Raw genomic sequence first — 14476 nt, forward strand, 5'->3', positions numbered from 1 at the left:
AAACAACATTGGCAGGATATTTCGTTTCGTCTTCTTCCCATTTCTTCACTTTTTATTAGTAATTTTGCAACTATGAAGAAGGTCTTGCTATTTACATTTGCCTTGGCTCTGCTGGTCTCATGCGGGCAGTCGTATGAAGAAAAGCTACGCTTGTCGAGGGCCGAAAGGGCTCGCATTGCACGCGAAGATGCGCTTGCGTTCAAGGTCGGCGTGTTGCCCACATTGGATTGTTTGCCGGTATATCTGGCGCAGGAACGCCAGCTGTTCGATACCCTCGGCGTAAGCGTACACATCAAGTTCCGCAATGCGCAGTTAGACTTGGACACGGCTTTGGCAGGCAGCAGCATTGAATGTGCAGTGACCGACAGGAAGCGAATGGAGAACATGGAGAAGCATGGAACCGAACTCGAAGTCCTCGGTGCTACCAACGCATATTGGCAACTCATCAGTAACCGCACGGCGCGGTTGAAGGAACCGCGGCAGTTAGGCGACAAGATGGTGGCCATGACCCGATATTCGGCAACCGATTACCTGACCGATCAAATCCTGAAAGGAGTCAAGACATCTGCTCCCGTATTCAAGATACAGGTGAACGACGTCAATGTCAGGCTCCGAATGCTTGAAACCAATTCGATGGATGCGATGTGGCTGACGGAGCCGCAGGCGACTTCCGCACGTCTGCAAAAGCACCAGGTGATGGCCGACAGCCGGCAGATGAAAGAACAGCTTGGCGTGGTTGCCGTCCGCTCCCGTGCGCTTGTGGATGCAAGAAGGCGCCGGCAGCTGGCCTTGTTTGTCAAAGCCTACAACATGGCCTGCGACTCCCTGAACGACAAAGGACTGATGAACTACACCGCCATCATCCGTAAATATTGTACTGCCGACGACCGTACAATCAAGTCTTTACCCAAACTTCAATACCCAAAACTTACCGTTCCCAATGGCACAAGACAACAACGAACTTTATAAATTCATCAACCACAAAAGCATTCATGAAGGATTGGCCGACCTGAAGCAATTCGTGGCCAACCATCCTGTGCTTCATCTTGACGAGAGACTGAAGGATGTGGAAAGCGATTTCCGGCTGATGGCCGACTTCATGCTCAAAGGCTACAAGGACGAACGGCGAACCCAGCTGTACCGGGAACTGCTACATAGGCTCTACGTGATAGCCTACGACACCGAACTCGACCTGAAAACCAAGACCGACCCGCTGTATATTGCCGCCCGGGCACGCAGTCAGCGGCTCGATTTCAGCCACGATGCCGTTCAAACCCAGCTTGAAACCTTTGTTCAGGACGTAGCAATGCTCTCGCTGGAGAGTGCAGGCAGCCGTGCCGACAAGGAGCATTACCTTTATTTACAGCACCATCAGTACATGAGCAGTCTGTTCGATGCCATCCTCGTATCCACACACTGGAAGGAGAACGACGCGGAGTTCTTCGGCTCCCTGATTGTTTCGCCTACAATTGATGCCCTTGATGCCCAGCTCATTGTTTCGGCCATCACGCTCTCACTCACAGCACGCTATGACATCAACCGCCTGCGCACGTTGGTTGCTGTTTACAGGCAAAGCAAGGATGAGTTCGTCAGACAGCGCGCACTGGTTGGTTTCGCACTCAATATGCACAGCCCCGAAGGCGACGGGAGCCAGAAAGAAATCCTCCAGGAGGTATTGAAGGACGAAACGGCTCGCCGCGAATTGCTCGAGCTCCAGATGCAGATATTCTATTGCAATGACACCGACAGCGACAATGCGAAAATCAGCAAGGAGATAATTCCCAACTTGATGAAGGGCAACAACTTCACCATTACGAAATTCGGAATACTGGAGAAGGAGGACGACCCCATGGAAGATATCCTTAATCCCGGTGCTGCCGACAAGGCCATGGAGGAAATGGAACAGAGCATGCGCAAGATATATGACATGCAGAAAGCCGGCTCCGATGTCTATTTCGGCGGCTTTTCGCACATGAAACGCTTTGCGTTCTTCTACACATTGAGCAATTGGTTCGTACCTTTTTATATAGAGCACCCCGAGCTGAGCAAAGTTAGGCAGGAGCTGAAGGGCAACAAGTTCCTCGACCTGCTGTTCAGTGGAGGCCCTTTCTGCGACTCCGACAAGTATTCATTCGCCCTGGCCATGTCGGGCGTTATGGAGCGGCTGCCGGCCAATGTGAGGGAGATGATGAACTCGGCCGAGGCCTTCGGTCCCGTCATGAACCCCGAGGAGATGATGAAACCGGCCTACATCAGGCGCATGTACCTGCAGGATTTGTACCGGTTCTTCCGCCTGTTCCAGCAGAAAAACGCTTTTCCTAATCCCTTTGACATGGAGTACGACAACCGTGCGCTGTTCCTGCAGAATGCCGACTTGGATTATCCGCCGTTTTATCCGTGTATATTGGAGTTTTGCCAGTTCCTGCTCAAGCGCAAAGAGGGCGCAAGGGTAGAGGCCGTGCTGAACGTTTACAACATGCCTGCATCGACCGAACGAGACATGCTCTATGCCTGTAGCTTCATGACCCAGGAATACTACGTTCCCGCTGTCAACGCATTGAAACAGGTGCTGAACGCATCTCCCGAAAACGAAAAGGCTCTGAAACTCTATGGCCAATGCTGTTTCCACCTCGAAGATTACGAAGAAGCATTGCAGACCTACGATAAGTTGGTGAGCATCAATCCCGACAGTTTCAGCTACCGGCTCGGTGCTGCCATAACGAGGATAAACATAGCCGAGGAAGATGCCCTGCAGCAGGGGGTAGACGAACTGTACAAACTCGACTACGAACACCCCGACAACAGAAATGTGATAAGGGCTCTGGGGTGGGGCTTGTTGGAACAGCAAAGGCCCGAACAGGCCGAAAAGATGTACGCCAAATTGCTCGAAGCCAACCGTCCGCAGCCGCAAGACTATCTGCACGCGGCCTGCTGCAAGTGGATGTTGAACCAGGTGGACAAGGCCGCTTCGCTGCTTGGGAAGTTCAAAGAAACTGCAGCCAACGACTTCCTGCGTGGATTGCAGGGAGTAAAGAATCTGCTTGTTAGGAACGGGATATCAGAAACCGACATCACCATCATGGTCGACCTCTTGCAAGCATAGCTGCAAGCAAGTTTCTCCGTCGTAAACCCTCTGCAGCCATAGCTTGCTGTTCAGGGCTGCCGGCTGTATGGTTCCACCGTCTTGTAACAGTGCTGCGGCGGTGCCGAAGATGTGCTCCGGGAACTTTCGACAAGTGTCGCACGATTGTTCGACACCTGTCGCAGATGAATTTGACACTTGTCAAAAGTTCAGCCCGACAGTGAACTGCAACGCAACAGATGCTGTATTTTACCCTTTGAGCGGACTTTTTTTGTGAATGCAGATCATCAGTTAACGGCGCATGTCATGATTGCATATATTTTGTATTTGTAGAATTTGTAATCAAATAGATTGTTGTGGAGTTTTCCAAAATAACAATCTGAAAGATGAGATTAGTTACATAAGTTTTCCATTTGATATTTGTAAATGCTTGATAATTATTGAATTGACAATAATTAACTATTAAAAAGTTGTCTAAAATGAATAACGTATTGAATTAAGTAGTATCTTTGCAATCGATTTCTAACAACAAACAATCATCATTCTATCATGATACAAACAGTCGTAAAGCGTGATGGCCGCATCGTAGGTTTCAACGAACAGAAAATTGTTGATGCAGTTCGTAAAGCCATGCTGCATACAGAAAGAGGCGAGGACGAACATCTTATTGAGAAAATAGTGTGCCATGTTAACTTTCATGGCAAGTCGCAGATGAGCGTGGAGGGCATTCAGGATGCCGTTGAACGAGAGCTGATGAAGAGCTCGCGCAAGGATGTAGCCCGCAGCTATATAGCCTATCGCAACCAACGCAGCATTGCCCGTAAAGCCAAGACGCGCGACGTGTTCCTGGATATTGTCAACGTGAAGAACAATGACATTACGCGCGAGAACGCCAACATGAATGCCGACACGCCTGCCGGCATGATGATGAAGTTTGCGTCAGAGGCCACCAAGCCTTTTGTTGACGACTACTTGCTTTCCGAAGACGTGCGTGACGCCGTGCAGCACAATTATCTGCACATCCACGACAAGGATTACTATCCCACCAAATCGCTTACTTGCGTGCAGCATCCGCTTGATGTCATCCTGCATCATGGGTTCACGGCAGGTCATGGAAGCAGCCGTCCGGCCCGGCGTATAGAGACGGCTGCCGTGCTGGCTTGCATCTCGCTGGAAACTTGCCAGAACGAGATGCACGGCGGACAGGCTATTCCCGCCTTCGACTTTTATCTCGCTCCATACGTCCGTTCCAGCTATATAGAAGAGGTGAAGAACCTGGAAAAACTGACAGACAGAGACTTGTCGCATCTTTATGATGTGGCAATTGATGATTATGAAGAGAAAGACTTGGCCGGCTTGGAGGGCGACGAGCGCCTGTTGCAGCACGCCGTGAACAAGACCGTTAACCGTGTGCATCAGGCTATGGAGGCTTTTATCCACAACATGAACACTATCCACAGCCGCGGTGGTAATCAGGTTGTGTTCTCCTCTATCAACTATGGAACCGACACATCTGCCGAAGGTCGCTGCATCATGCGCGAGATATTGAAAAGTACCTACGACGGAGTAGGCAACGGCGAAACCGCCATTTTCCCTATTCAGATATGGAAGAAGAAACGCGGAGTGAACTATCTGCCCGATGACAGGAACTACGATCTCTACAAGTTAGCATGCAAGGTAACGGCCAGGAGGTTCTTTCCCAATTTCCTGAACCTGGACGCTACCTTTAATCAAAGCGACGAATGGCGTGCCGACGACCCGCAACGTTACCTGCACGAGGTGGCTACCATGGGGTGCCGCACGCGTGTTTTCGAGAACCGCTTCGGACCTAAGACGAGTGTTGGACGAGGCAATCTGAGCTTCTCGACCATCAATATTGTCAGGCTGGCCATAGAATGTATGGGTATCGAATCAGAGACCGAACGGCTCAATGCCTTCTTTGCCAGACTCGACAACCTGCTTGACATCACGGCTCGACAGCTGGATGAACGCTATCAATTCCAGAAGACGGCGCTCGCCAAGCAGTTCCCGTTGCTCATGCGTTACCTCTGGATAGGAGCTGAAAAACTTAATCCGGAGGAGACCATCGAGAGCGTTATCAACCAGGGAACATTGGGTATAGGCTTCATTGGACTGGCAGAATGCCTGAAAGCATTGGTAGGCGAGCATCATGGTGAAAGCCGGAAAGCTCAGGAATTGGGGCTTCGCATCGTGACCTACATGCGCGACAGGGCCGGTGAATTTTCCGAAAAGTACCATCACAACTACAGCATACTGGCCACGCCTGCCGAGGGATTGAGCGGTAAGTTTACCAAGAAAGACCGCAAGGAGTTTGGAGTTATTGCCGGAGTAACCGACCGCGACTATTATACCAACTCCAATCACGTGCCGGTTTACTATAAATGTTCGGCCCGCCATAAGGCAGAGATAGAGGCTCCATACCACGAGCTGACCCGTGGCGGCCACATTTTCTACGTTGAAATTGATGGAGATGCCACCCACAACCCGCAGGTTATCATGAGCGTTGTGGACATGATGGACAGGCTCAACATGGGTTACGGCTCCGTGAACCATAACCGCAACCGCTGCATGGACTGCGGTTACGAGAATGCGGACACTGAAATGGAGACTTGTCCCAAGTGCGGCGGCCGCCATATCGACAAGCTGCAACGCATAACAGGCTACTTGGTTGGTACCACCGACCGTTGGAACAGCGGCAAATTAGCCGAGCTGCACGACCGCGTTACGCATGTGCAAGGCGAGCAAGGACTTTGAGGAAGCAACTTTGTTAAGGAGAAAGCAACGTGATTTCGGTTATAGATATCATTGAAGATACAATGGTGGATGGTCCTGGTTTCAGGACTTCCATCTATTGTGCAGGCTGTTCGCATGCCTGTCCGGGCTGCCACAATCCGCAATCCTGGGATTTCGGGCATGGCCGAAAAATGTCGACTGGGGCCATCATGGACGTTATCAAGGCCGATCCATACGCCAATGTCACCTTCAGCGGGGGCGACCCGATGTACCAGGCTGAAGGTTTTACGGAGCTGGCCGGCGCCATCAAGACCCAAACCAACAAAGATATATGGTGCTTTACGGGATTTACATTCGAGTCGTTGGCGTCGAAACCCAGGTACAGAAGGCTTCTGGAGCTGATAGATGTGCTGGTCGACGGCCCGTTCGTGCAAAGCCTCAAGGATGCCGATTTGCTGTTCCGAGGTTCTTCCAATCAGCGGTTGATAGATGTGCCCGCTTCTCTCAGAGCCCAAAAAGTTGTGGAGATGAGTCCGCTTTGGTAGCCTATGGCAGCTCGCGTACGCAATAAATAGGGCGGTGCATCGTTTAAATGGTACCTGAACTTAACAACAGCAAAAGACAATGAAGAAACTATTAATGGTCGTAGACCCGCAGATTGATTTCATTAACGGCAGCTTGCCCATTGGCGGAGCACCGGAGGCAATGGATGAGTTGGCAAAATACATAGCCGCCCATAACGGCGAGTACGCTTACAAAATCGTGACAGCAGACTGGCATCCGTATCGCCATTGCTCGTTCAAGGATAACGGCGGCGTCTGGCCATTACATTGTGTAGCCCATACAACAGGCGCTGCCCTCTGGCCTGCCTTGGTCAATCCGCTCTATACAACGGCCGGTCCGGTCAAGGTGTTGCATAAAGGCGTGTATGCTGACAGAGAGGAGTATTCTATCTTTCAGAATTTAAAATCAGCTGCATTTATAGCCGATATTGTTCAGATAATGGGCATAGAGCAGATTGACATTTGCGGACTTGCCGGCGATGTCTGCGTACTCGAAACTCTGAAAGACGGCATCGCACGTTACGGCAAGCAAAAGTTTCGTGTCCTGAAAGAGTTTTCTCCCTCGCTCGATAGAGGCAAGGCACTCGATGCTTTCTTGCAAGAGATGGGGTAAGGGTTAATCTTCGGCCAGTATTTGGAGCATCTTTTCCACCAGCCGAGGTTTGCCATAGCTGTCAAAATCCGTTTCCTTTATCCAGATGTAATCATCGGGCAGAGCGGGTTTCACATTCATGTTGAGCAGGTAGAAGTCTGCATAAATCACCTGATGCGTCAACACGTGCTTGACGTTTCCGCGTATCAGCTTGGCAGGGGAGTTACAAGAAAGGGCGCTTCCGGCTTCTGACAAGAATGGTTCCCACAGTCCTTGCCAGATGTCTCCCTTCTTTCTTCGGTGAATGGCCACCTCGCCATGACACCTTATATATAAATAGGTGAAATGGCGTTCACGAATTTTGAGGTTCCTGAGTTTTACGGGAAGCTGGCCTACCAGCCCTTTGCGGTAAGCCGTACAGCTTTCGGCAAGCGGGCATTGTGGGCAGGCCGGCGAGGCGGGCGTACACTGTATAGCCCCAAAATCCATCATGGCTTGGTTGAAGGTGCCTGCTTCATTGGGCGGCAACAGGCTTTGGGCAAGTGCCTGGAAGGTGTGCTTGCCCTCGGTGGTATTGATAGGTATGTTGATGCCGAAATAGCGGGAAAGCACCCTGTACACATTACCGTCGACGGCGGCCATGGGGAGATTGAAAGCCAAAGAACCGATGGCAGCCGACGTGTAGGGGCCTACACCTTTCAGTTTGCTGATTTCCGCGGCGGTAGTAGGGAAGTGGCCCAGCTCTGTTATTTGCCTTGCAGCTTTCAAGAGGTTGCGTGCCCGGCTATAGTAACCTAATCCTTGCCAGAGCCTCAAAACCTCATCTTCGGTCGCCTTGGCCAACGTTTCTACATCCGGATACCGCTCCATGAACCGGTACCAATAATCAGTGCCCTGCGCAATGCGTGTTTGCTGGAGTATGATTTCGCTCAACCAGATTGCGTAAGCATCCTTGGTATTCCTCCAGGGCAGATTTCTGCCGTGCTGTTTGTACCAGTGCAAGAGCTCTGAAGTAAAGTTTTCGTTTCCGTTTGTCATAGATGCGAACGTCGAAAATTATTGAATTTCAAGAACATAAAATATCACTCGCCCGGGCAATACGGGTTATACGGAAAGTCTGCTCGTTTGCAGCCGTCGTGACGAAGCTATGCTTCAAGGCGACTGAAGCTATGCTTCAGCATCCTTGAACGATAACTTCAAGGACGTTGAAGCATAGCTCCATGAACCCAGAAAGGTGCAGATAACAGGAAATGATTGAAACTCAAGGCTTTATAACAGACAGTACATCCGGAGTTGCAAACCGGCAGGAAACGTGCCAGAGGTCTTCCGTAGCTGCGTAATCCGTTAACTGCAAGGCCTGAAAGTCTTTCTTGTTTTCCTTTCTGCAGTGCGATTTTCTATTACATTTTAATAACTGCGGGCTATTATCACGCGGCATTTTGCGGGCTTTCCGCTCACCATGTCTACCCCCGGAGTTTGCTCGTAGGCAAACGGAACGCACCTGATGGTAGCCTGCGTTTCTTCCTTTATCTTTGCTTCGGTTTCCTCTGTACCGTCCCAGTGGCACAAGAAGAAGCCGCCGTCTTTTACCCGCTCTTTGAACTCTTCGTAGTTGTCACACTCGTAAATCCGCTCATCGCGATATTTCTTTGCCTTCTCGAAGATGTTCTGCTGTATGTCTTCCAACAGCTTCTTTACATGTCCGGCTATGCCATCGAAATTTATGCTCTCTTTTTCAAGCGTGTCGCGACGCATCAACTCGATGGTATTGTTTTCCAAATCACGCCCGCCCATGACGAGCCGAACGGGCACTCCTTTCAGCTCGTAGTCTGCAAATTTGAAGCCGGGGCGCTTGTTGTCGGAGTCATCATACTTCACACTGATGCCCATCTCGCGCAGTTCGTCGATGACAGGTTGCAGTTTGACCGAGATTGCAGCAAGCTGCTCCTCGCCCTTGAAGATAGGAACAATGACTACCTGGATAGGGGCGAGCCGCGGCGGAAGAACGAGTCCGTTGTCATCAGAGTGTGTCATGATGAGCGCACCGATGAGACGTGTGGAAACGCCCCATGATGTTGCCCAAACGTATTCGGGCTGGTTGTCCTTGTTAAGGAAGGTTACGTCGAAGCTCTTTGCAAAGTTCTGACCCAGGAAGTGAGAAGTTCCGCTCTGCAGGGCCTTGCCGTCCTGCATCATAGCCTCAATGGTGTACGTGTCCAAGGCACCTGCAAAGCGCTCCGTTTCGCTCTTAACGCCCTGGATGACAGGTACAGCCATCCACCGTTCAGCAAACTCGGCGTAAACATGAAGCATCTTTTGGGCCTCGGCCTCGGCCTCTTCACGGGTGGCGTGAGCGGTATGTCCCTCCTGCCAAAGGAACTCGGAAGTGCGCAGGAACGGGCGTGTACGCATCTCCCATCGCATGACATTGCACCATTGGTTGCACATCAAAGGCAGGTCGCGCCATGAGTGAATCCAGTTCTTATAGGTATTCCAGATGATTGTTTCGGAGGTAGGGCGTATGATGAGCTCCTCATCAAGACGGGCGGAAGGGTCAACTTCAACGCCGTTCCCTTCCTCGTTTGCCTTCAGGCGGTAGTGTGTAACAACGGCACACTCCTTGGCAAAGCCTTTGACATGCTCCGCTTCGCGCGATAGAAAGCTCTTGGGAATGAGTAGAGGGAAGTAAGCATTCTGTACGCCGGTATCCTTAAACATCTTATCAAGTTGTGCCTGCATCTTCTCCCAAATAGCATAACCGTAAGGTTTGATGACCATGCAGCCCCGCACAGCAGACTGCTCGGCCAGGTCGGCCTTCATAACAAGGTCGTTATACCATTGGCTGTAATTGTCAGCACGTTTAGTCAACTCTTTTAATTCTTTTGCCATAGTGTTCTTTTGTTTTGTTATCAGCATCACCACCAGTCTGCCTACTACACGTAGGGAAAAACCTATCTGGTTTTAGGAATTTTCCTTTTGGTGATTTCCTACTAATCTGTAATTTTGTGGCAAAATTAATAAAAAAAGTTGGTAAATAACATCTGATGATGAAAAAAGAGCTACCTTTGCATGTAATATAAAGGAACGGGAAACCTTCAACGAGGTTTATCGATTCGATATAGAAGTTATAGATATAAATTAAATATTAGAATTTTACAATTATGAAGAATGTTAAGTTAATGACATTGGGCTTATGTTTCCTGACCCTTACAGGCGGTATGACTTCCTGTGCAACAAAACAAGGAACGGGTGCTTTAGCCGGTGGCGGTGCTGGTACCGTATTAGGAGGCATTATCGGCAACATTATTGGCAAGGATTCCAAGGCAACTGCCATCGGTGCTGCTATCGGTGGTGCCGTTGGTTCAGGAGCTGGTGCCCTTATCGGACGCCACATGGACAAGGTTGCTCAGGAGACAGCAGCTCAAGTTCAGAATGCTAAAGTTGACGAAGTTACCGATGCCAACGGTCTGAAAGCTGTGCGCGTTACTTTCGATTCCGGTATTCTGTTTGCAACGAACAAGGCCAATCTGAACCAGTCGAGCAAGAACGAACTTGCCAAATTCTCTACAGTACTGAAGAACAACCAGGACTGCCACGTAGACATTTACGGTCATACAGACTCTACCGGCAATGATGGCATCAACATACCTTTGAGCAACAACCGTGCACAAAGCGTGGTTAACTACCTCAAGAGTTGCGGAGTTCCTGCCGGACAATTCCAGAATGTAGTGGGCAAAGGCAGCTCTGAGCCTATTGCAGACAACACAACGGCATCCGGACGTCAGCAGAACCGCCGTGTTGAAGTTTATCTCTACGCCTCTCAGGCAATGGTAGATGCTGCCAACAACGGTACATTGAAGTAAGACACTTATAGTAAATTAAGATTGAATAGGGTGCGTACAAATCTTTGTGCGCACCCCTTTTGCTTGAATTATGGGATTGGTTTGGAGAGTTGCACGATGGGCCTTGGCCTTCTTTTTCGCATCAACCATATTGGCCGTTGTGGCCTATCGCTTTATACCGGTTTACGTTACGCCTTTAATGATAATAAGATGTGTGGAGAATAAAAGCTTTACCATTCATCACCACTGGACGGCTCTGGAGCATATCTCACCGCACATGCCTGTTGCGGTGATGGCTTCCGAGGATCAGAGATTTCTATTGCATCATGGCTTCGACTATAATGCAATAGAAAAAGCAGCCAAGAACAACATTAAAGGACGGCGTACACACGGAGCAAGCACGATATCACAACAAACGGCGAAGAATGTTTTCTTATGGCCCGGAAGGTCGTGGACACGCAAAGGATTCGAGGTTTATTTCACTGCGCTCATAGAACTTTTATGGAGCAAACAACGTATCATGGAAGTTTACCTCAACTCGATAGAAATGGGGGATGGCATCTACGGCGTTGATGCCTGCGCCGAATATAACTTCGGAAAAGAAGCCGATGAGCTGTCACGGGCCGACTGTGCTTTGATTGCAGCTACATTGCCAAATCCCAGAAAGTTCAGTTCAAGATATCCCAGTCGGTATATGCGGAAGCGCCAACGCCGCATTCAGCGCGAAATGAAATTCATTCCAAGTTTCCCGAAAGAAGGAGAAGACTACAATCCCGAAACTGCTTCGGGCGGCATCTACGTAAAATAAAACATTGAAACAAGACATTATTCATGACAAACCGAGAACTGCTTGATGCTTTGAATGACAGCCAACGGGCAGCCGTAGAGTATTGCGACGGGCCTGAATTGGTGATTGCCGGAGCCGGTTCAGGTAAAACACGGGTGCTGACTTATAAAATAGCCTACCTGTTGCAGGGCGGAATGGCGCCTTGGAACATCCTGGCACTTACGTTTACCAACAAGGCCGCCAACGAGATGAAGGCGCGAATAGCCACCCTCTTGGGGCAGGAGAGTGCACGACAGCTGTACATGGGCACCTTTCACAGCATTTTTTCACGGATTTTGCGGATTGAAGCAGAGCACATAGGTTATAATGCCAGCTTTACGATTTACGACGAATCAGACTCCCGCTCACTCATCAAGACGATTTGCAAGGACATGAAACTTGATGATAAAATCTACAAACCGGCTTCCATTCACAACAGAATATCGATGGCCAAGAACCGTCTCATTCTCCCTGCCCAGTATGCCGACGATGCTGATACCTTTGCCCGAGACAAGCAGAACAGAATTCCGGAAACCCACAAGATATACACCGCCTACCAGCAGAGGCTGCAGAAAGCCAACGCCATGGACTTTGACGACCTGTTAGTTCTTACCTATATGCTGTTTAGAGACCATCAGGAGATTAGGGCTAAGTACGCAGAAAGGTTCCGGTATGTGCTGGTTGACGAGTATCAGGACACCAACTTCGCCCAGCAGCAGATAGTCAAGCAGCTCACGCAGGAGCACCGCAGGCTCTGTGTTGTTGGCGACGATTACCAAAGCATCTATGCCTTCAGGGGAGCAAACATCGACAACATGCTCAATTTTCAGCACATCTATCCCGAAGTCAAGCTCTTCAAGCTGGAGCAGAACTACCGCTCTACGCAGCGCATAGTTGAGGCCGCAAACAGTCTGATGAAGCATAACGAGCGCCAGATACCCAAGGATGTGTACAGTAAGAACGACGAGGGAGAGAAGATTAGCATCAAAAGTACCAGCTCCGACAAGGTTGAGGCGGCCCTGGTTTGTAACGAAATCAAACGCCTGAAACACAAAGAGAACTGTGATTACAGCGATTTTGCCGTTCTGTATCGCACCAACGCCCAGAGCAGGAGCATTGAAGAGGAGATGAGCAAACAGCACATTCCCTGTAGGATTGTAGGCGGACAGAGCTTCTACCAGCGCAAGGAGATAAAGGATATCATTGCTTATTTCCGGTTGATAGTTAATCCTGACGACGAGGAAGCGCTCAAGCGCATCATCAATTATCCTGCCCGAGGGATTGGAAACACCACCGTACAGAAGATTTCTCTCTGCGCACAGGCCAACCAGGTTAGTTTGTGGCAGGTCGTTTCGTCCCCAGTTCACTACCAGTTAGATGTAAATAGCGGCACAATAGGCAAGCTCGAAAAGTTCAGGACAGCCATACAGGAGTTCATGGAAAAGTTGCCCAATACCGATGCTTTTGAATTAGGACAGGATGTAATCAGGAAGTCGGGCATCTACCAGGACCTGATTTCCGACAAAAGCATTGAGGGATTAACGCGCATAGAAAACCTGGATGAGTTCTTGAACGGCCTTTCCCAATTTGTTGAAGAACAGAAAGAAGAAGACCGAGGCGATGAAATCTACCTGCCTGACTTCCTGCAAACGGTCTCTCTGCTAAGCGATTTGGACACTGCTGATGACGCTGAAGGAAAAGTAACACTCATGACGATACATGCAGCCAAGGGTCTCGAGTTTCCTACCGTATTCGTTGTGGGGCTTGAGGAGGGCATTTTCCCGAGCCTGATGGCCAGTAATTCCATCAGGGAACTTGAGGAGGAACGGCGCCTTCTGTATGTGGCCATCACCCGGGCCAAGCGCCATTGCATGATTACTTGGAGCAAGTTGAGGTGGAGATATGGCAAGATGGAGTACGAAGTACCGAGCAGATTCCTCAACGACATTAACCCTAACCTCACCAGCCTGGAGGATGAAACGGGAATGGACATGAAGCGCAGCAAGCCCAGAAGTTTCTTCAAGGACGATTACGAGATTGAAAAACCATACACGGGCAGCAGCGTATGGGGAAGCGAATACAGGCAACTGAACGGCAGCATGCAAAACAGCCGCCCCGTAGCGGGCCAGTTCATGGCCGACCCTGTGCCCAAGATTACGACTCCCAAGCGTGCCGAAGAAGCCGTAGACCCACTCTCCGGCTCGTTCAAGCGTAAACTTGCTGCCGATGGTGGCAGCTTGGATAAAGTGAACAGTGCCATTGCCAACGGCGGCCGAAGGCTGCGGAGCGTGGCGCCAGTTCAGTCTTCAGGTCCGTCAAGCGGAGGTCCGGCTTCTCCGCTCAAGGAGGGAAACGTGATAGAGCACCAGCGTTTCGGCATCGGTAAAGTGCTGAAGATTGAAGGAACGGGTGAAAACACCAAGGCTACTGTTGAGTTTGAGAATACCGGTACCAAGCAACTCATCCTTAAATTTGCCAAATACACTATCATTTCTTAGTGACCTGTACTGAATAAGTTGACAGTTTACATCAAACAAAAAAAGTAAAAAGTCATGAAACAGTACAATGAAATCGAAAAATTAGAGTTATTACGTCGGTACCTCACGAGTGGCCTGTCGATACGCGCCTTTTCCACAAGTGCCGGCATTCCCGTGGCGACATTCTTCGGATACCTCCGCGCGTACGGCCACCCCGACAACTCATCAATTCCCTTGCTTATGAAACACGAAGAACTGCCAACCACGCTCGACGAACTTCGCGCCCAGCTGCTCGAGGAGCGCAAGGCGCATGAAGCAGAACTGAAGCGCCTGAAGAAGG

The 14476-nt window shown here is 50.0% G+C and carries 11 protein-coding genes; 9 read left to right on the top strand and 2 right to left on the bottom strand.

Annotated elements, in window-relative coordinates; all coding sequences use genetic code 11:
- Positions 1-72: 72 nt before the first annotated feature.
- The 5 genes from BMW31_RS07655 (at position 73) to BMW31_RS07675 (ending at position 7012) form a co-directional block, all read left to right on the top strand.
- Positions 73-969 carry an ABC transporter substrate-binding protein gene (locus BMW31_RS07655; protein ID WP_091823526.1) on the top strand — a complete coding sequence of 299 codons (897 nt, stop codon included), beginning with the start codon at positions 73-75 and terminating at the stop codon, positions 967-969.
- The gene (locus BMW31_RS07660; RefSeq protein ID WP_091823530.1) at positions 941-3103 is read left to right on the top strand and encodes a tetratricopeptide repeat protein; all 2163 of its coding nucleotides are present in this window, start codon (positions 941-943) and stop codon (positions 3101-3103) included. Before BMW31_RS07655 ends, BMW31_RS07660 begins: the two co-directional genes overlap by 29 nt.
- A 528-nt stretch (positions 3104-3631) precedes the next feature.
- Complete coding sequence (locus BMW31_RS07665; protein WP_091823534.1) at positions 3632-5857, top strand: anaerobic ribonucleoside triphosphate reductase; 2226 nt, start codon at positions 3632-3634, stop codon at positions 5855-5857.
- A gap of 29 nt (positions 5858-5886) precedes the next feature.
- On the top strand, positions 5887-6381 hold the full coding sequence (nrdG, locus tag BMW31_RS07670; RefSeq protein ID WP_091823538.1) for an anaerobic ribonucleoside-triphosphate reductase activating protein: 495 nt from the start codon (positions 5887-5889) through the stop codon (positions 6379-6381).
- Between the two features lie 79 nt (positions 6382-6460).
- The gene (locus BMW31_RS07675; RefSeq protein ID WP_091823541.1) at positions 6461-7012 is read left to right on the top strand and encodes an isochorismatase family protein; all 552 of its coding nucleotides are present in this window, start codon (positions 6461-6463) and stop codon (positions 7010-7012) included.
- A 3-nt stretch (positions 7013-7015) separates the two neighbouring features.
- Here the strand turns inward: BMW31_RS07675 and mutY are convergent, their stop codons facing one another.
- On the bottom strand, positions 7016-8029 hold the full coding sequence (gene mutY / locus BMW31_RS07680; RefSeq protein WP_091823544.1) for an A/G-specific adenine glycosylase: 1014 nt from the start codon (positions 8027-8029) through the stop codon (positions 7016-7018).
- Positions 8030-8398: 369 nt separating this feature from the next.
- Positions 8399-9880, bottom strand: coding sequence for a proline--tRNA ligase (proS, locus tag BMW31_RS07685; RefSeq protein WP_091823571.1), 1482 nt, complete (start codon positions 9878-9880; stop codon positions 8399-8401).
- 272 nt (positions 9881-10152) lie between these two features.
- Between proS and BMW31_RS07690 the strand changes: the two genes are divergently transcribed.
- The 4 genes from BMW31_RS07690 to BMW31_RS07705 all read left to right on the top strand — a co-directional run.
- Complete coding sequence (locus BMW31_RS07690) at positions 10153-10854, top strand: YiaD family glycine zipper/OmpA-like lipoprotein (protein WP_091823547.1); 702 nt, start codon at positions 10153-10155, stop codon at positions 10852-10854.
- 70 nt (positions 10855-10924) lie between these two features.
- Complete coding sequence (mtgA, locus tag BMW31_RS07695; RefSeq protein ID WP_091823550.1) at positions 10925-11641, top strand: monofunctional biosynthetic peptidoglycan transglycosylase; 717 nt, start codon at positions 10925-10927, stop codon at positions 11639-11641.
- 23 nt (positions 11642-11664) lie between these two features.
- Positions 11665-14157, top strand: coding sequence for an ATP-dependent helicase (locus BMW31_RS07700; RefSeq protein ID WP_091823553.1), 2493 nt, complete (start codon positions 11665-11667; stop codon positions 14155-14157).
- Positions 14158-14211: 54 nt separating this feature from the next.
- Positions 14212-14476, top strand: a 265-nt coding sequence (locus BMW31_RS07705) for a transposase (RefSeq protein ID WP_091823556.1), incomplete at its 3' end; no start/stop codon positions are given.

It is taken from the genome of Prevotella sp. kh1p2, from assembly GCF_900111525.1.
Taxonomy (GTDB): Bacteria; Bacteroidota; Bacteroidia; order Bacteroidales; family Bacteroidaceae; genus Prevotella.